Source organism: Amycolatopsis sp. GA6-003 (assembly GCF_046267895.1).
Taxonomy (GTDB): Bacteria; Actinomycetota; Actinomycetes; order Mycobacteriales; family Pseudonocardiaceae; genus Amycolatopsis.
On record NZ_CP176499.1, the window covers coordinates 4,133,259 to 4,151,135 of the forward strand.

Sequence of the window (17,877 nt, forward strand, 5' to 3'; positions counted from 1 at the left end):
CCGCGGCGGCACGTCTCACTCGCCGATCCAGACTCAGCGAAGGCCCGCCAACCCGGAACCCCGCCCGGCTCATTCATACGCCTGCCCCATCTCCCGGATCGCCGCCGCCAGCTCCGTGCGCAGGTCCTCCGGCGCGAGCACCTCCAGATGCGGCCCGAACCGGAGCAGTTCGCCGATCGCCGGTTCTCCCGGTTCGATCGGAAGGTCGATCGTCAACCATCCGTCGCCGTCCGGTTCCGCTCCGGCAGCGACTGCCTCGCGAAGCGCCCGCGCGCCGACGCTTCCCGCGTAGAACGGTACGAGAGCTTGGGCCCGTGGCGAGAGGCGGACTGTCGCCTTCCGGGGGTACATCCGGCGTTCGAACTGCTCGGACCACTCCTGCCAGTAACGAGCGAGGTCGAATTCCGCCGGTCGCTCGAACTCCTCGCCGAGGTCGGTCAGCTCGCGGATGCGCGAAATCCGGTAGGTGCGATCGGTCCCCTCGCACCGGGCGGCGAGGTACCAGTTGCCCGCTTTGAGGATCAGCCCGAGCGGCTCCAGCACCCGCTCGACCTCGCGCTGTCCCCACCGTTCGTACCGGACGCGGACCCGCCGCCCGGCCCACACCGCGTCGGCGACGGCGGACAGCGTCGGCAGGCTCTCGATCCCGCGATGCCAGCCGGGAACGTCCAGGTAGAACCGTTCGGCGACGCGGCCGGCGCGGCTGCGCAGCTCCTGCGGCAACGCGGCGTACAGCTTCAGCTGCGCCGCCGCCAGCACGGTGCCGAGCCCCAGCTCCGCGGCCGCCACCGGGAGCCCGGCCAGCGCCAGCGACTGGGCTTCGTCCTCGTTGAGCCCGGTCAGCCGGGTCCGGTAGCCGTCGACGAGCTGGTACCCGCCGCTGCGGCCGCGGTCGGCGTACACCGGCACGCCCGAGGCCGACAGCGCCTCGATGTCCCGGTACACCGTCCGGACCGAAACCTCCAGCTCGGCGGCCAGTTCCTCGGCGGTCATCCGGCCGCGGTTCTGCAGCAGGAGAAGCACGGTGAGCAGACGTCCGGCACGCATGCGCCAAGTATGACCGAAATACCTGACACAAGATGGCAGGTATGCGTGGTTGAGTGCTCGGCATGAACACGTTTGGCATGACGAAGTGGGAAGAGCACGTGGCGAGCGGCGAGGAGGGCGGCCCGCGCGTCGCCTACGTGCACGCCGCGATGGAGTACTCGGGCGTGATCCAGGGTGCGGCCACCGGCGACTACCTGCTGTACTACCCGGGCGAGGGCTACGACGGCGGCGCGACCACGTCGCCGGGCTACGACCGGTTCGAGGGCACTGTCGACGGCCGCCGCGGCACGTTCATCGTCCGTCAGGAGTGGGGTTTCGACCCGAAGAGCATCCGCTCGACCTTCGAGGTCGTGCCTGGCTCCGGCACCGGCGAGCTGGCCGGTATCAGCGGCACCGGCACGGTGCACGGCGTGCTCGGCGAACCGACCGTGTCGTACACCTTCGACTACACGCTCTGAAGGAGGCCGGGATGCTGGAGGTGTCACGCGAACAGGCGCTGGCGTACCGGATCGCCGAGCAGGGGCTGCACCGCTCCGTCGCCGATCCGTACGACCTGCCGCTGCTGGACCTGGGGTTGCAGGACAGCATGCGCGACACCGCGTTGCTCTCGCTGGCGGCCCGGATGCCGGATCCGGTCAGGCCAGAGTCTCTTGTGGACGATCAGCGGCTCGCCCTGGTGTGGTCGCACCGGGGCGCGCCGCATTTCCACCGGCGCGTGGATCTGCCGGAATTGACGGCCGCGCTGGTGCCGCTCGACGATCCGGACGCGTTGGCGCGGATGTTGTGGCAGAAGAAGGACATTCAAGCCGCGAACGAGTCCCCTTTGGACATCATTTTCACGACAGCGCGGGCGATTCGCAAAGTAGTCACCAAGCCGATGACCAAGGGCACGGTGAGCGGCGCGATCACGAAGCTGCTGCCGCCCGCGTTCAGCCGGTGGTGCCGTCCCTGCAACGCGACCCATGTGCACGAACAGCTCATGCGCATCGCTTCTCTGCACGGCGGTACGCGGCTCGAAGCCGGGCAAAGTCCGGCGACGCTCGCGCCGCTGGAGGATCGCGGACGGATGTCCACGCGCCCGGTTCCGGCGGCGGTTTCGCGGGTTCTTGAACAGTATTTGCGCTTCAACGGTCCCGCGACTCCGGGCGACGCGGCCGGTTTCGTCGGCACTGCGAAAACTTGCCTCAGCGAAACCTGGCCTTCCGCGGTCACCGAGATCAAAGTGGACGGTCGGCGCGCCTTCCTCCCGAATGATCGGTTAACCGCGTTGGAAAACCCTCCCTCGCCGGCCGGAGTACGTCTTCTTCCGCCGCTCGATCCGTATACGCAGGGCCGGGACAAAGCCGTCCTCGTTCCGGACAAAGCGCGCGCGAAAGAAGTGTGGAAAATTCTCGGCAGCCCCGGCGCGCTCTTGGTCGACGGCGAGATCCTCGGTACCTGGCGTATGAAGGTCTCCGGCAAACGGCTGGCCTTCACGCTGACCGAATTCGATCCGCTCCGCCGCGCGGACCGCGCAGCCGCCGAGGACGAGGCGGCCCGGGCCGCGTCCGCCCGGGGTTACCAGGACTTTTCCGTGACCTGGGCTTGACCGCCGGACTAGAGTTTTTACCGTGCTGAAATGGCTGCTCGACTCAGACCCGACGCTGCGCTGGCAGGTCGAACGGGACTTGGCGGACGCGCCGCCCGAGGTCTGGACGGCCACCCGGCACAAGATCGCGACCGAGGGTTTCGGCGCCCAGCTCCTCGCCCGGCAGGACCCGGACGGACAGTGGGCCGGCGGCGCTTTCTTCCCAGCGCAATTCACGCCCGGCCCCGATACCGGACAACCGTGGACGGCAACCACGTGGTCGCTCACCACCCTGCGCGAATGGGGCCTCGATCCGGCGGTGCTGCGCGCCAATCGCACCGCTGAATTGATCGCCGAGAATTCCCGCTGGGAATACCACGATCTGCCGTACTGGGACGGCGAGGTCGACGTCTGCATCAATGCCTGGACGCTCGCGAACGGCGGCTGGCTCGGCGTTGACGTTTCCCGGCTCGCCCACTGGTTCCCCGAGCACCAGATGGCCGACGGCGGCTGGAACTGCGAATGGGTCGACGGATCGAAGCGCTCGTCCTTCCATTCGACGTTGAACGCGCTGAAAGGCTTGCTCGCCTACGACATCGCGACCGGCGGCACCGACGAGACGCACGCCGCCCGCCGAGCCGGCGAGGAGTACTTGCTGGAGCGCCGCCTGCTGTACCGCCTTTCGACCGGCGAGCAGGTCGCGTCCTGGGTCGACCACTTCGCGTACCCGGTGCGGTGGCATTACAGCGCGATCAACGCGCTCGAGTACTTCCGCGAAGCCGCCATCGTGGACGACATTCCGCCCGACCCGCGCCTCGCCGACGCGGTGGACCGAGTCCGCGCCGCCCGCCAGCCGGACGGAACCTGGCTGCAGAATGGCCGATTGCCCGGCGACATGTGGTTCGAGGTCGACGTCCCGGCCGGACAGCCCTCGAAATGGCTGACGCTGTACGGCACCCGGATCCTGTCCTGGTGGGACTCCGCACAGTCCTAACCAGACCGCGCGACGCGAAAGCCGACGTCGTCCACCCGGAACGTCGGATGGCTGCGGCGGCGCACGGACACCCGGACGCTCCAGTGCTCATCCGCCCAGCCGCCGCCCTTGAGCACTCGATACTCGCCGTAGACGGCGGGGTCGTAGAGATCCCAGCACCAGTCCCAGGCGTTGCCGAGCAGATCGTAGACACCCCAGGCGTTCGGCCGCTTCTCGCCGGGAGGGTGCAGCCGACCGCCGGAGTTTCCTTCGTACCAGGCGATCTCGTCCAGCTCGCCGTACCTCGGGCCCTCGGTGCCGGCGCGGCAAGCGTGCTCCCATTCGGCTTCGGTGGGCAGCCGGTAACCGGGCGACGACCGGTCCCACTCCACCTCGTTGCCTTCGATCAGGTACGCGAGCGGCAATCCATCGCGTTCGGACAGTGTGTTGCAGAACCGCACTGCGTCCAACCAGGACACTTCGACCGCAGGCAGCCCATCACCGCCGTGGTATTCCTCCTGGGTGACCGGGAACGCGCCGAGTTCGAACGCGGGCACGTCGACTGTCCAGCTGCGTTCTGTCCGCCGGTCGGTGAGCGTCACCGTTCCCGGCGGAATCGGGACCATCCGCACCGCACCGAGGCTAGCCCATCGACGCTGGGGTGTCGCCGGGATTCACCGCCAGCCGGTATCCGCGTTTGACCACCGTCTGCACCACGCCGGTGCCGCCGAGGGACGTCCGCAACCGCCCGATCGCCGTCTCCACCGCGTGTGCCTCGCCACCGGACGGTAGCTCGGCGGACAACTCCCGGCGCGCGACCACCCGGCCAGGCTGGCGTGCGAGAGCACGCAGAAGCGCCATCGGAGCGGGCGCGATCTCACGCCATTCGCCGTCCACCAGCGCGCCGGTGCCGCGGATCTGCAGTACATGCCCGGCGGCACACAGCGTCGGCGACGCAGCGACCAGGGCGTCGGCGACCGTTCTCGCCAGCGCGCCGATCCGCGACCGTCTTGGTTGGACAGTCGGAATGCCCAGCGAGGCGAGCGGCCCGGCGGCGATCGGGCCCACGCACGCCACGACCACCCGGTTGCTCAACACCTCGATCAACGCACCGAGGCGACCAGTCCGCCGGGCCATCGCGACGGTCGACGCGGCCGCGGGCGCGCTCGTGAACGGCAAAGCATCGATGGTGCCCTCCAGAACCGCGTCCAACAGCCGGTCGAGTGGTCCCGGATCGGCCGGGGCAACCCAGCGGTACACCGGGATCTCGATCACCTCGGCCCCCGCCTGCCGGAGCGTCTCCGCGAAGTACGGCAGCGGCTCACCGTGCAACTGCAGCGCGATCCGCCGTCCGTCCACTCCGGAGTTTGTCAGGTACTGCAGCAGCTCCGCGCTGCTCTCCGAAGCAGGCGAATAGTCCTCCGCCAACCCGGCCGTCCGCACCGCTCCGGCCGCCTTCGGACCGCGAGCCAGCAGCGAAGCGTTCGACAAATGCTCGAGCACCTTTTCGGCCAGACCCCAGCCTTCCGCGGCCTCGATCCAGCCCCGGAAACCGATTCCGGTCGTCGCCACCACGATGTCCACTGGCGACTCCAGCAACCGCATCGTCGCCGCGTGGAGTTCGGTGTCATCGGCGAGCGGCACGATCCGGATCGCCGGTCCATAACGGACCGCGGCACCCTGGCGCACAAGCAGCGCGCCCAGCTCTTCAGCCCGGCGCGCTGCCGTGATTCCCACCGTGAACCCGGCCAGCGGCCGGACGTCGGTCACGGCGAGCCCACCTCGATCACCCCGTCCCGTACGCGAACCGGATACACCGGCACCGAAACCCCTTCCGCGTCGAGGCACGCACCGGTCACCAGCGAGAACCGTTCTTTGTAGACCGGCGACGCGACCACCGGCTCTCCCCCGGCGTCGCCGACGATCCCGCGCGACAACACGGCCGCCCCGCTGCACGGGTCCCAGTTGGACAGTGCGTACCAGCCGCCAGCAGTGTGGAACACCGCGACCTGCTGGTCGTCGATCAGCGCCGCGGCTCCGCAGAACTCCGGGATGTCCGAGGCCGCGCACACCGCGGTCCAGGATGAAGTCATGGTCATCGCCGCACCTCCGGAAGTCCCAGCAGCACCGGGATTTTCTGCTCCCGCTCCGCGCGGAACGAGATCGACGGGTCCGGCGTCCCCGGCGCGTTCACGAACGAACTGAACCGCGCCAGCTTGTCCGGGTCCTCCAGCACTCCTCGCCATTCGTCGGTGTAGCCCTCGACGTGTTTCGCCATCGCGGCGTCCAGGTCCTCGCAGATGCCGAGGCTGTCGTCCACGATCACCGCGCGCAAGTGGTCGAGGCCGCCGTCCAGCTCCTCGATCCACGGCGCCGTGCGCTGCAACCGGTCCGCCGTGCGCACGTAGAACATCAGGAACCGGTCGATCGTGCGCACCAGCGTTTCGGTGTCCACATCAGACACCAGCAGTTCCGCGTGCCGCGGCGTCGCTCCGCCGTTGCCGCCGACGTAAAGGTTCCACCCGTGTTCGGTGGCGATCACGCCGAAGTCCTTGCCGCGCGCCTCCGCGCATTCCCGCGCACAACCGGAAACGCCGGCCTTGATTTTATGCGGCGAGCGCAGTCCGCGATACCGCAGTTCCAGATCGATCGCCAGCCCCACGCTGTCCTGCACGCCATATCGGCACCAGGTCGAGCCGACGCAGGATTTGACCGTCCGCAACGACTTCCCATACGCGTGTCCGGATTCGAAGCCCGCGTCGACCAGCCGCCGCCAGATGTCCGGCAACTGGTCCACAGTGGCCCCGAACAGGTCGATCCGCTGTCCGCCGGTGATCTTCGTGTACAGACCGAAATCTTGCGCGACCTGCGCGATCACCATCAGCTTCTCCGGCGTGATCTCGCCGCCGGGAATCCGCGGCACCACCGAATAACTGCCGTTGCGCTGCATGTTCGCGAGGAACCGGTCATTCGTGTCCTGCAGCGCGGCCTGTTCGCCGGCGAGAATGTGCCCGTTGCCGAGCGTCGCCAGAATCGACGCCACCGCGGGCTTGCACACCGCGCAACCGGTCCCGGTGCCATACCGGCTGATCAGCTCGCTGAACGTGGTGATCCGCGTCGCCTGGATGATCTCGAACAGCTCCGCGCGAGACTGCGTGAAGTGCTCGCACAGCGCCTTCGACTGCTCGACCCCGCACGCGTTCAGCAGCTTCGCCAGCATGGGCACACACGAGCCACAGGACGTGCCCGCCCGCGTGCACGCCTTCAACTTGCCGACCGAATCGCAGCCGTCCTCGGTGATCGCCCGGGTCAGCGTGCCCTTGGAAACCCCGTTGCAGGAACAGACCTGCGCCTCGTCCGGCAACGCGTCGACGCCCACCGCCGCACCGCCGCCAGCTGGGGCGAGCAGCGCACCCGGGTCAGCCGGCAGCGGACGGCCGACCAGCGCCCGCAGCGTGTTGTACTCCGCGGCGTCGCCGACCAGGACCCCGCCGAGCAGCGTCCGGCCGTCGTCGGTGACCACCAGCTTCTTGTACGTCCCGGCCACGGCGTCGTTCACCGCGACTTCCAGCGATCCTTCGGTGGCCGCGTGCGCGTCGCCGAAGCTGGCGACGTCCACGCCCATCAGCTTCAGCTTCGTCGCGGTGTCCGGTTCGGGGAAGCTCGCCGTCGTGCCGGTGAGCTGCGCCGCGACCACCTCCGCCATCGCGTAGCCCGGCGCGACGATGCCGTACACCCGGCCTTCGACCGCCGCGCACTCGCCGATCGCGTAGACCGACGGGTCGGCAGTCCGGCACGTCGCGTCGACCAGCACGCCGCCGCGCTCGCCAACGTCCAAACCGGACTCCCGGGCCAAGTCGTCCCTCGGCCGCACCCCGGCGGAGAAGACCACCAGGTCGACGTCCAGCTCCGTGCCGTTGCCCAGCCGAGCCAGCAACCGCGAACCGTCGGCCTCGATCGCGTCCGTCGAGGTTCCGGTGTGGACGGTCACGTCCAGGTTCGTGATCAGCCGCCGCAAAAGCCCGCCGCCGCCGTCATCGACCTGCAACGGCATCAGCCGCGGGGCCATCTCCACGACGTGCGGCGACAAACCCATGTCCCGCAGGGCCTTCGCGGCTTCCAAGCCGAGCAGGCCGCCGCCGATCACCACTGCGGCTCGACGGCCGCGTCCTTGTCGCTGGGCCGCGGCACGGATCGCGTCGAGGTCTTCGATCGTCCGGTACACGAACACGCCCGGCAGATCCCGGCCTGGCACCGGCGGGACGAACGGGCGAGAACCGGTCGCCAGCACCAGCGAATCATACGGCTCAACGTGTCCGGAAGCCGTCGTCACCGTCTTGGCGTCGCGATCCACCGACACGACGACTTCGCCTAGCCGAAGGTCGACCGCGTCGTCCCCGGCGTAATCCGAGCCCGGCAACGCCAGCGCGGCCGGATCCCAGCTGTCCACATAGGAAGTCAGCGCGACCCGGTCGTAAGCGGGACGGTTTTCCTCGCCGAAGACGACGACCCGCCACTCGCCCGCCGAGTCTGCCGCGCGAAGTGCCTCCACGAACCGGTGCGCGACCATTCCGTGCCCGGCAACCACCACTGTAGGCATTTCAGACCTCCGCTCCTGCCAACGCCACCTGCGCGCGCACCGCCGGCTTGCGCAGATAGCCGAACCACGTCACACCCACGCACACCGCGTAGAAGACCAGGAATCCGACGAACGCCGGGACTCCGCTGTGCGCGGCGGCGAACGACTGCCGGAACGCGAGGTTGATGAACAACCCGCCCAGCGCGCCGATCGCGCCGGCCAGCCCGATCAACGCCCCGGAAAGCCGCCGGGCGTTGCGCAATTCCGTCGCCTCGTCCGCACCGGCCTGAATCGCCGCGCGCGCCTTCACCTGGAAAATCGCCGGGATCATCTTGTAGGTCGACCCGTTGCCGATTCCGGTGAGCACGAACAAAACGATGAACGCGGCGGTGAACGTCGCCAGCGAGTTCGTCGAGGAAGCCAGCACTAGCACCACGGTCGCCAGCGCCATCGCACCGAAGGTCGCGAAGGTGACCCGTCCGCCGCCGATGCGGTCCGACAGCCATCCGCCGATCGGCCGCGACAGCGAACCCAGCAGCGGACCGAGGAAGGTCACCGCGGCGGCCTGCAACGGCGTACGGCCGAACTGGTTCTGCAGCACCAAACCGAAGGCGAAGCTGTAGCCGATGAAGGAACCGAACGTGCCAACGTACAACAGCGACATCACCCAGGTGTGTCCATAACGGACTACCTCGCGCATTGCTTTGGTGTCCCCGCGAACGCTGGCCAAGTTGTCCATGAACAGCGCGGCGCACGTCGCGGCGATGACGATCAGCGGAAGGTAGATGTAAAGCACCAGACGCGGCGCAGTGGCACCCGCGGTCCCGATGACGAGCAGGCCGACAAGCTGAATCACCGCCACCCCGAGGTTTCCGCCACCGGCGTTCAACCCGAGTGCCCAGCCTTTGTGCCGCTCTGGATAGAAGGTGTTGATGTTCGCCATCGACGACGCGAAGTTGCCGCCGCCGACGCCGCCAAGCGCGGCCATCACCACGAACGTTCCGAGCGAGGTACCCGGGTGCAGCACGATGGCGGTCAGCACCGTCGGAATGAGCAACAGCACCGCGCTGATGACTGTCCAATTGCGACCGCCGAACCGCGCGACCGCGAAGGTATACGGGATCCGCATGATCGCGCCGACCACCGTCGGCGTGGAGACGAGCAGGAACTTGTCCGCCGCGCTGAACCCGTAGGCCGGACCCATGAACAGCACCACGACCGACCACAGGGTCCAGATCGAGAAGCCGATGTGCTCGGAGAACACGGAAAACCACAGATTGCGCCGGGCGACTCGCTTGCCGGTCGTCTCCCAGAACTCGTCGTCCTCGGGATCCCAGTGCTCGATCCAACGGCGGGTCATGGCGTCCTCCTCGTTACCGGGGGCGGTCATTGCGCGGCCAGCCAGTCCGCGACCGCGCCGACCGTGTCGCGGCAGCTGCCGCATCCGGTGGTCGCGCGGGTGGTGCGGGCGAGTGCGGCAGCGTCGGTGGCGCCACCCCGCCAGGCTTCGATCAGCCGGCCTTTGGTCACCGCGTTGCAGCGGCAGATCACTGTGGACGAAGGAAGATCGGCCGGGCTCGCCGCCGTTGGCGCGCCCGCGGGCAACGCACGGCCGAGCAGCACCGCGAGCCGGTCTTCGGGCACCGGGGTGCCCCGGTCGTGCAGTTGGGTCACGGTCGCCGCCGCGTCCGGCAGGCCAAGCAGGATCGCGCCGGTCACGCGGTCGCCGCGGACGACGAGCTTGCCGTACCGTCCGCCGGACGGATCGTCGAAGGTCACGACCTCGGCGGCGGCATCGTCGCTGGTCACCTGCGTTTCGCCGAGCGCGGCGAGATCGATGTCGCGGGCTTTGAGCCGGGTCACCGTGCGTGTCCCGCGATAGCGCGCGGTGGCGTCCGCGCCGGTGAGCAGATCGGCGAGCACGGTGGCCTGTTCCCACGCCGGTTGCACCAATCCCGCCGGCGCGCCCGGGTGCCGAGCGCAGTCGCCCAGCGCGTGGATCCGGCCGTCGCTGGTCCGGAGAAGGTCGTCCACCAGGATTCCCCGGTCCACCGCGAGCCCGGCGGCTTCGGCGAGCGACGTCTCCGGCCGCACCCCGGCCGCGACGACCACGAGGTCTGCCGGAACGAAGCTTCCGTCGTCGAGTTTGAGGCCGTCGCCGGGAAGGTGCCGAGCGGCCGTCACCTCGAACCGGAACGTCACGCCCAGCTCCGCCAACCGGCGCGCCAGCACTCGGCCCGCGCCGGAATCCAACTGCCGCTCCAGCACGTGCGGCTGCGGATGCACCACCGTCACGTTCGCGCCGCGACCGGCCAGCCCTCGCGCGGCTTCCAAACCGAGCAGCCCGCCGCCGAGCACCGCGACCGGCGCACCCGGACGTGCCGCGTCCACGATGCGCGCGCAATCGTCCAGCGTGCGGAACGCGACGACCTCCGGCCCGAGTTCGAGCCCTTCGACCGGCGGCAGCCAAGGTGCGGCTCCGGTCGCGAGAACGACTGCGTCGTAAGGGAATTCTTCGGTTTCCGTGCCGACCACCCGGCTCGCTGGATCGATTCGCACCACCCGCGTGCCGAGCCGAAGATCGACCCGTGCTTGGGCGGCCCACCCGGAATCGTGCAGCCGCACCGTGTCCGGGCTCATCCCGCCAGCGACCACAGTGGACAGCAGCACCCGGTTGTACGCCGGATGCGGCTCCTCGCCGAGCACGGTCAGCCGCACCCGGTCGCCTTCCGGATCGCGCCGCCGGATCTCGTCCGCCAGCCGGGCCCCGGCCATCCCGTACCCGATGATGACGACGTTTCGCGCGCTCATGCTTCCGCCCTCGCCAACGACACCGCGCACACCTTGAACTCCGGCATCCGGCTCACCGGGTCGAGCGCCGGATTGGTCACCAGATTCGCCCGCGCCGCACCGGGAAAGTGGAACGGCATAAAGACGAGATCAGCCCGCATCGACGGCACACACCGCACTCGCGCAACGGTTTCGCCGCGCCGCGACCGCACCACCGCGCGGTCCCCGTCCGCCAGTCCGGACCGCGCCGCGGTATCGGGATGCACCTCGACGAACACCTCCGGCACCACCGCCGTCAGTTCCGCGATCCGCCGCGTCTGCGCACCGGATTGATAGTGCTGCAACACCCGGCCGGTCGTGGCCTGCAACGGAAACACCTCGTCCGGCAGTTCGGCCGGTCCACTGTGGTCAACCTCGGCGAACCGCGCCCGTCCGTCCGGATGCGCGAATCCGTCGAGGAACATTCGCGGCGTACCCGGGTGCGTTTCGTCCGGAACCGGCCAGTGCAACGCTTCCCCGGACCGCAGTCGTTGATAGGTCACGCCGGAGTAGTCCGCGGCTCCGCCTTTCGAAGCGACACGCAGCTCCTCGAAGACCTCCGCCGCATCGTCGGGAAACTTCTCGGCCGGCTGTCCAATTCGGACCGCGAGACCCCGCAACAGCGACAGATCGCTGCGCACCCCGTCCGGCGGTTCAATCGACCGTTGCCGCATCAGGACCCGGCCTTCGAGGTTGGTCAACGTTCCTTCCTCTTCGGCCCATTGCGTAACCGGGAAAACCACGTCGGCCAGCTCCGCGGTCTCGGACAGGACGAAGTCCGCCACCACGAGAAGATCCAGTGCGGCCAACCGGTCCTGCACCCGGGACGAGCGCGGGGCCGACACCACCGGATTGCTGCCGAACACCAGCAACGCCTTGATCGAATCGCCCAGCGCGTCGAGCAGCTCGACCGCGGAACGTCCCGGACCCGGCAGGCTTTCCGCCGGCACGCCCCAGACCTTCGCGACGTACTCCCGTGCCGCCGGGTCGTCGATCTTGCGGTAACCCGGCAGCTGATCCGCCTTCTGGCCGTGCTCGCGTCCGCCCTGACCGTTGCCCTGTCCGGTCAGACAGCCGAAGCCAGACCCCGCCCGGCCGGGCAATCCCAGCGCCAGCGCGAGATTGATCCACCCGCCGACCGTCGCGGTGCCGGACGCGTGCTGCTCGGTCCCGCGCCCGGTCAGCACATAGGCATTGCCCGCCCGGGCCAGCATCTCCGCCGCCCGGCGCTGATCGGCCGCGGAGACCCCGGTCACCCGCTCGGCTCGTTCCGGCCACCAGGTCGCGGCGATGCGCCACATCTCGTCGAACCCGGAGGTCCGAAGATCCACATAGGACTTGTCGAGGTGCCCCTCGGCCACCACCGCGTGCAGAATTCCCAGCGCCAGGGCAAGATCCGTTCCCGGAGCCGGGGCGAGGTGCAACGCGGCGCGCTCGGCGGTCGGCGTGCGGCGCGGGTCGGCCACGATCAGTTCCGCGCTGTCCAGATGCTGCATGAACGGCGGCATCGTCTCGGCCGGGTTCGCTCCGGCGAGCAGGACAACGTCCGCGGCCGCGAGATCGGTGACCGGGAACGGAAGTCCGCGATCGACCCCGAACGCGCGCATCCCGGCCGCCGCGGCGGAGGACATGCAGAACCGGCCGTTGTAGTCGATTTGCGACGTTCCGAGCGCGACTCGGGCGAATTTCCCGAGCAGGTAAGCCTTTTCGTTCGTGAGACCGCCACCGCCGAACACGGCGACCGAGTCCGCCCCGTGGTCCCGGCGCGAGGCGAGTAGCCCATCCGCGACGAAATCCAGTGCCTCGTCCCAGGAAACCGGCTGGAGTTCACCGTCTCGGCGAAGCAGCGGCGAGGTCAGCCGGGCACCGGATCGCAGCAGTGAACCAGCGGTCCAGCCTTTCTGGCACAGGCCGCCCGCGTTGACCGGGAAATCCCTTGGGGTGACCCGGGTCTCGTCCAGGCGCATCCCGCACTGCAGAGCGCAGTACGGGCAATGTGTGTCGACGTGCGGCACAGGCGCTCCTCGAGTCGGCGATGACCCGACGGTAAGGACGCCGTGTTACCTCAAAGTGCCGGAATGTTTCAGGCAGTTGACATTGCCCGCCGTCACAGCGGGAGTGCGCGGTGAGTCAGAGGATCGCGCTGACCTCACGGGCCGCGGCGCGCAGGCCGTCCAGGGCAGCGTTCGTGGACTTGGGGTCCAGTGCGTGGGAGGCGAGGCGGAAGAGGATCGCGCGCAGCAGGAGCTGGGGCCATTCCGGGAGGTGGGCCCAGCGTTCCAGCAGGGCTCCGGTGGCTCCGCCCCAGCTCAGGGAGTCGACCGCGGCGATCGCCGCGCCCCATTCGCCGGGGCGGTAGTACGGGACGAAATCGACCACGCCGGGGGCCGCGTCGCCGTCGAAGAGCAGCCCGGCGAGGAGTTCGCCGTGGGCGACCTGGTGCGGGAGCTTGATCGGGCGGCGGGCCGGGGCGAGGATTTCGAACCAGCGGCCGCCTTTTTCCTCGGGGAGGGGGCGGTCTTGTTCTTCCCAGGCGATGCGGTCGGCTATCGCGTCGCGGTCGTCCCGGGAGGAGAGGAAGTCCGGGCGGGGCAGGTCCGCGGTGGCACGGTGCAGCCGGACCGCGGCCAGGACGGATTCGTCGCAGCGGTGTTCGGTCGTTCCGGGGAGGAAGCGCCAGGCGGACCAGTCGCCGACGATCCAGCGGCCGTCCCGGGAGCGGATCGGCTTGGAGATGCGGAGGCCGGGGTCGTCGGCGAAGTCCAGGGCTCGGGCGGTCCAGAGGGCTTGGGAGCGGTCGGTTACGCGTTTGAAGACCACTTCTCCGGCGTGCCAGGTTTCGGAGTCCGGGAGGAGGGTGACGGCGTCGGCGTCGCTGCCGAACGCGGAGCAGACGCGGTTGGAGGGACGTTCGAGGGTTGACCGCACAAAGGGGGAGGTTACCCCGGTGGGGGGTGGGGGATGGGGAGACGCGCTGGTCGTGGGGGCGTTCGGCTCGTCGCCCTGGCGGGCGACATTGCCGAGTCTTGGGTTGCGTGGGGCACCCCGAAGCTTGATTGTGCTGACGGTTCGGGGGTGCTTGTCAAGGCGGGAAAGATGCCTTGACAAGCACCCCCGAACCGCAGGGAGGCTTCGTATCGGGGTGCGGGGGAGGGGCTGGGTGCCTCGATGTTTGGGTGCATCGGCGGCGGTTTTAGGGGCGTGAAGGCGGCCCTGACGGGCCTTGAAAGCCGTGAAGGGCTCCTTGAGGGGAGGTGTGTCCCTCTAGGAGCCCTTCACGGACTGCTGGTGCTCAGTAGGTCGGCAGGCTTGGGTCGATCTGCCTGGCCCAGGCCAGGACTCCGCCGCCCAGGTGGGTGGCGTCCTTGAACCCGGCCGCGTGCAGGGCTGCCAGTGCTTCCGCTGAGCGGGCGCCGGACTTGCAGTGCAGGACGATGGGCTTGTCCTGCGGCAGTTCCGCCAGTGCCTCGCCGGAGAGGATTCGGTCCTTCGGGATCAGCGTGGCGCCCTTGATGTTGACGATCTCGTACTCGTGCGGTTCGCGGACGTCGATCAGGGCGAAGTCCTCGCCGGAGTCGAACTTCGCCTTGAGTTCCGCCGGGGTGATGGTGCTGCCGGAGGCGGCCGAGGCGGCCTCGTCCGACACGACGCCGCAGAAGGCTTCGTAGTCGATCAGTTCGGTGATCTTCGGGGTTTCCGGGTCCTTGCGGATCTTGACCTCGCGGTACTTCATCTCCAGCGCGTCATAGGAGATCAACCGCCCCAGCAGGGGCTCTCCGATGCCGGTGATGAGCTTGATCGCCTCGGTCACCATGATCGAGCCGATCGACGCGCACAGCACGCCCAGCACGCCGCCTTCGGCGCAGGACGGGACCATGCCCGGCGGCGGCGGCTCGGGGTACAGATCCCGGTAGTTGAGACCCTTGCCGTTCGGGGCGTCCTCCCAGAAGACGCTCACCTGGCCTTCGAACCGGAAGATCGAACCCCACACGTACGGCTTGCCGAGCAGCACCGCCGCGTCGTTGACCAGGTAGCGGGTCGCGAAGTTGTCCGTGCCGTCCAAGATCAGGTCGTACTGGGCGAAGATCTCCAGCGCGTTCGCCGATTCGAGCCGCTCGGTGTGCAGGTGCACCTTGACCAGCGGGTTGATCTCGGCGATGGACTCCTGCGCCGACGCGGCCTTGAGCTTGCCGACGTCGGACTGGCCGTGGATCACCTGGCGCTGCAGGTTGGATTCGTCGACGACGTCGAAGTCGATGATGCCGAGCGTGCCCACGCCGGCCGCCGCCAGGTACAGCAGCGCCGGGCTTCCCAGGCCGCCCGCACCGATGACCAGGACCTTCGCGTTCTTCAACCGCTTCTGCCCGACCACCCCGACGTCCGGGATGATCAGGTGACGGCTGTACCGGGCCACCTCTTCCTTGGTGAGCTCGGCTGCCGGCTCGACGAGCGGCGGCAGTGCCGTGTCTGACATCGGGTCCTCCATACTCGCGCGGGTCGCGTAGTCGATCCCAGTATGTTCAACGCCCGCCCGCAAGGGACACTTCCCTGCTCTCAGATCGTGGGACGTTGTTACTGGCCCGGCGGAGTCGGGTTCGGCCACGCGTTCGGCTTGCACACGCGGTGGTCCGCGGCGACCTTGCCCTTGTCGCCGCCCGGGATGTTGTTGAGCATCGCGACGTAGTCGTCGGCCACGCCGAACGACTGCTGCATCATCACCGGCGCCGGCTGGTCGTTTCCCGGGCAGCCCACGTGATTGTTGCCCAGCGCGTGCCCGACCTCGTGGTTGATCGCGTACTGCCGGTACCCCGTCATGTCCGAGCCGTAGACCTTCGCGCCGCGCACCCAGCGCGACAAGTTGATCAGCACCCGGCCCATGCTGCGCCGGTAGCACGACGCCTCGAACTTGATCTGGAACCCGCACGCGTCCGGCCGGTGCGTGGTGTCCGGCGTGGTGAGGCTCACCCGGAAGCTCGGGTTCGGATAGCTCGAGTCGACCCGCTGCAACCGGATCTCGCCGTTCCAGGTCCAGCTGCGCGGATCGGACAAAATGCCCTGCACCGCGGTCCCGAAGCTGTCGTCGCCGGCGTAGCTCGCCGGATCGATGCCGTCCTCGACCTCGACGGTGTAGGTGTAGAGCTTCCCGCTCTTGCCCACGACGTCGCCGGACCCCGGCACGACGTGCCAGGTGCCCTTGCCCGACTGCGTGAACGGGCCGCCGCTCGGCAGATCCGCGGTCGGCACGTTGAGGTTCACCGGCTGCGCGGGGTTCTCCGGGATGCCGCCCGCCCCGTCGATCGCACCCGAGGACGTGTCGCCCGACGCGACCTCGCCTCCGCTGCCGGCCAGGCCCGCGTCAGAGGGGCCGGAGGCGGTGTTGACCGCGACCAGCACGGTGATCACCGCCAGGATCGGCAGCGCGTACACCCGCCAGCCGTACGTCTTCACGAACCGGGCGAACGGCGTCTGCTTCTTCTTCGGAGCCGGGCGCTTCTCGGAACCGCCGTCCTTGGGTTTCCAGGCGGCGGCGAGCGGCTCCGCGCTGGTGCGCCTGCCGCCCGGCCGGTACCGGTCGTCGCCGACGCGCTGGGCCGGTTTCCGCGCGGGCCGGTACTGGCCGACGCGCGGCGAATCAGCCTCCGGATCGCCGGACCCGGAAGCCCCGGAACGCCGGGCCGACCCGGCGGTCGGGCCCCGCCGGTCCTTCGCTCGCGCGTCCTGCTTCAGCCGGTCCACCGACCCAGGGTGCCACACGGCGACGACGTTCCCGGCAGCGACTGGCGGGCTCCCCGGCGATCCGCGGTCCCCCGTTCGGGCTACCAGGAGCCGTCGTCCGCGCCCTCCCACAGACCCAGCACGGCCCGCGCGACCGCCTGCGGACGCTCCATCTGCGCAACGTGTCCGGTGCGCGGGAGGACCAGCATCCGGGCGCGAGGAATCGCCCGCGCGGTCCGCAGCGCGCGCTTGACCGAGATCACCCGGTCGTGGAGTCCCCAGACGACCAGCGTCGGGGCCTGGACCTGTTTGGCGACCGACCACAGCGACGCGGCGCCGAGCGCGGTCCAGCGCCGGAAGATGCCGAACGTGCTCCGTTCCATCGCGGCCAGCGCCCACGGGAACCCGGCGCGCGCGGCGTGCTCCTCGACCAGTTCGTCGAGCCGGGCGTCCGGGAACCGCGACGGATCGTGGAAGCACAGCTTGATGACCTGCGCGGCGCGTTCGCGGGGGGTCATCCCGGCCATCCGGCGGCGCACCCTCGCCCCGACCACCGGCAGGTAGGCCAGCGCCATCAGCGGATCGGACAGCCGGCGCGGGTCCGGGCGGCGGTCCGGCATCGCCGGGGAAATCAGGGTGAGAGTTCTCACGAGCTCCGGCCGCCGCGCCGCGACCAGCAGCGAGATCGCGCCGCCCATCGAGTTGCCGAGCAGGTGCACCGGCTTCCCGATCCGCTCCAGCCGGCCCGCGATGACCTCGGCGTGGTCGTCGAGGCTGTACGCGAAGCCCTCCGCGGGCTCCGAATAACCGAATCCGGGCAGGTCGACGGCCTGTCCGGACGCGGTCGGGGCGAGCAGCGCGGCGAGGTCGGTCCAGTTCGTGGACGAGCCGCCGAGCCCGTGCACGTACACCGCGGGCGTGCCGTCCGGGCCGGGCGTGTGCCGGACGTGGAGGCCGTCTTCGACCGTTCCCGGCCAAGCCGGCAGCGCCCCGTCGAGCGGCGGAAGGGGCGTAGTCGACAATGGCACCTGGGTCACCGGCGGGCGGACCGTCCCCGCGGCGGCGGGGCGGGAGGTCGTGGTCGTCACCAGTCCAGGATGCCTCACCCTTGGCATTTCGGGCGTACCCACGAGTAATGTCAGATTCACTTCACGCGGTGGTGAACCC

At 69.3% G+C, this 17,877-nt stretch carries 15 protein-coding genes; 3 read left to right on the forward strand and 12 right to left on the reverse strand.

The features are described 5' to 3' along the window. Nucleotides 1–69 precede the first annotated feature (69 nt). A complete protein-coding gene (locus tag F9C12_RS18105) occupies nt 70–1,047 on the reverse strand; it encodes a helix-turn-helix transcriptional regulator (RefSeq protein ID WP_409466668.1) in 978 nt (325 codons plus the stop codon). Nucleotides 1,048–1,109: 62 nt separating this feature from the next. Between F9C12_RS18105 and F9C12_RS18110 the strand changes: the two genes are divergently transcribed. From F9C12_RS18110 to F9C12_RS18120, 3 genes are read left to right on the forward strand one after another with little or no spacing between them, the layout of a single operon-like run. After that, nucleotides 1,110–1,505, forward strand: a complete 396-nt coding sequence (locus F9C12_RS18110; RefSeq protein ID WP_409466669.1) for a DUF3224 domain-containing protein — start codon at nt 1,110–1,112, stop codon at nt 1,503–1,505. A gap of 11 nt (nt 1,506–1,516) precedes the next feature. Next, on the forward strand, nt 1,517–2,635 hold the full coding sequence (locus tag F9C12_RS18115; protein ID WP_409466670.1) for a DNA glycosylase AlkZ-like family protein: 1,119 nt from the start codon (nt 1,517–1,519) through the stop codon (nt 2,633–2,635). Between the two features lie 22 nt (nt 2,636–2,657). Further along, a complete protein-coding gene (locus F9C12_RS18120) occupies nt 2,658–3,608 on the forward strand; it encodes a squalene cyclase (protein WP_409466671.1) in 951 nt (316 codons plus the stop codon). Here the strand turns inward: F9C12_RS18120 and F9C12_RS18125 are convergent. From F9C12_RS18125 to F9C12_RS18175, 11 genes are all read right to left on the reverse strand, one after another. Then, on the reverse strand, nt 3,605–4,219 hold the full coding sequence (locus F9C12_RS18125) for a formylglycine-generating enzyme family protein (protein WP_409466672.1): 615 nt from the start codon (nt 4,217–4,219) through the stop codon (nt 3,605–3,607). The genes F9C12_RS18120 and F9C12_RS18125 overlap by 4 nt on opposite strands. A gap of 10 nt (nt 4,220–4,229) precedes the next feature. Then, a complete protein-coding gene (locus F9C12_RS18130) occupies nt 4,230–5,357 on the reverse strand; it encodes a uroporphyrinogen-III synthase (protein ID WP_409466673.1) in 1,128 nt (375 codons plus the stop codon). Further along, nucleotides 5,354–5,686, reverse strand: coding sequence for a nitrite reductase small subunit NirD (nirD, locus tag F9C12_RS18135; RefSeq protein ID WP_409183151.1), 333 nt, complete (start codon nt 5,684–5,686; stop codon nt 5,354–5,356). Before nirD ends, F9C12_RS18130 begins: the two co-directional genes overlap by 4 nt. After that, nucleotides 5,683–8,187: a nitrite reductase large subunit NirB gene (gene nirB / locus F9C12_RS18140; protein WP_409466674.1), complete on the reverse strand. Its 2,505-nt coding sequence runs from the start codon at nt 8,185–8,187 to the stop codon at nt 5,683–5,685. The genes nirD and nirB overlap by 4 nt, the downstream gene beginning before the upstream one ends. A 1-nt stretch (nt 8,188) precedes the next feature. Further along, nucleotides 8,189–9,526: a nitrate/nitrite transporter gene (locus F9C12_RS18145; protein WP_409466675.1), complete on the reverse strand. Its 1,338-nt coding sequence runs from the start codon at nt 9,524–9,526 to the stop codon at nt 8,189–8,191. A 26-nt stretch (nt 9,527–9,552) separates the two neighbouring features. After that, nucleotides 9,553–10,977 (reverse strand): FAD-dependent oxidoreductase, encoded by a 1,425-nt coding sequence (locus F9C12_RS18150; RefSeq protein ID WP_409466676.1) that lies wholly within the window; start codon nt 10,975–10,977, stop codon nt 9,553–9,555. Then, entirely contained in the window at nt 10,974–13,010 is a 2,037-nt protein-coding gene (locus F9C12_RS18155; protein ID WP_409466677.1) for a molybdopterin oxidoreductase family protein, read from the reverse strand. The genes F9C12_RS18150 and F9C12_RS18155 overlap by 4 nt, the downstream gene beginning before the upstream one ends. 115 nt (nt 13,011–13,125) lie before the next feature. Beyond that, nucleotides 13,126–13,923 (reverse strand): TIGR02569 family protein, encoded by a 798-nt coding sequence (locus F9C12_RS18160; RefSeq protein ID WP_409466678.1) that lies wholly within the window; start codon nt 13,921–13,923, stop codon nt 13,126–13,128. 364 nt (nt 13,924–14,287) lie between these two features. Further along, the gene (gene moeZ, locus F9C12_RS18165; RefSeq protein ID WP_409183157.1) at nt 14,288–15,469 is read right to left on the reverse strand and encodes an adenylyltransferase/sulfurtransferase MoeZ; all 1,182 of its coding nucleotides are present in this window, start codon (nt 15,467–15,469) and stop codon (nt 14,288–14,290) included. A gap of 98 nt (nt 15,470–15,567) precedes the next feature. Continuing rightward, entirely contained in the window at nt 15,568–16,731 is a 1,164-nt protein-coding gene (locus tag F9C12_RS18170) for a DUF3152 domain-containing protein (protein ID WP_409183158.1), read from the reverse strand. 80 nt (nt 16,732–16,811) lie between these two features. Further along, the gene (locus F9C12_RS18175; RefSeq protein WP_409183159.1) at nt 16,812–17,798 is read right to left on the reverse strand and encodes an alpha/beta fold hydrolase; all 987 of its coding nucleotides are present in this window, start codon (nt 17,796–17,798) and stop codon (nt 16,812–16,814) included. Nucleotides 17,799–17,877: the final 79 nt, after the last annotated feature.

Bases quoted from the DNA above. Each gene is read 5' to 3' on its own strand.
- F9C12_RS18105 (WP_409466668.1), bottom strand. From the start codon at position 1,047: ATGCGTGCCGGACGTCTGCTCACCGTGCTTCTCCTGCTGCAGAACCGC.
- F9C12_RS18110 (WP_409466669.1), top strand. From the start codon at position 1,110: ATGAACACGTTTGGCATGACGAAGTGGGAAGAGCACGTGGCGAGCGGC.
- F9C12_RS18115 (WP_409466670.1), top strand. From the start codon at position 1,517: ATGCTGGAGGTGTCACGCGAACAGGCGCTGGCGTACCGGATCGCCGAG.
- nirD (WP_409183151.1), bottom strand. From the start codon at position 5,686: ATGACCATGACTTCATCCTGGACCGCGGTGTGCGCGGCCTCGGACATC.
- nirB (WP_409466674.1), bottom strand. From the start codon at position 8,187: ATGCCTACAGTGGTGGTTGCCGGGCACGGAATGGTCGCGCACCGGTTC.
- F9C12_RS18145 (WP_409466675.1), bottom strand. From the start codon at position 9,526: ATGACCCGCCGTTGGATCGAGCACTGGGATCCCGAGGACGACGAGTTC.
- F9C12_RS18150 (WP_409466676.1), bottom strand. From the start codon at position 10,977: ATGAGCGCGCGAAACGTCGTCATCATCGGGTACGGGATGGCCGGGGCC.
- moeZ (WP_409183157.1), bottom strand. From the start codon at position 15,469: ATGTCAGACACGGCACTGCCGCCGCTCGTCGAGCCGGCAGCCGAGCTC.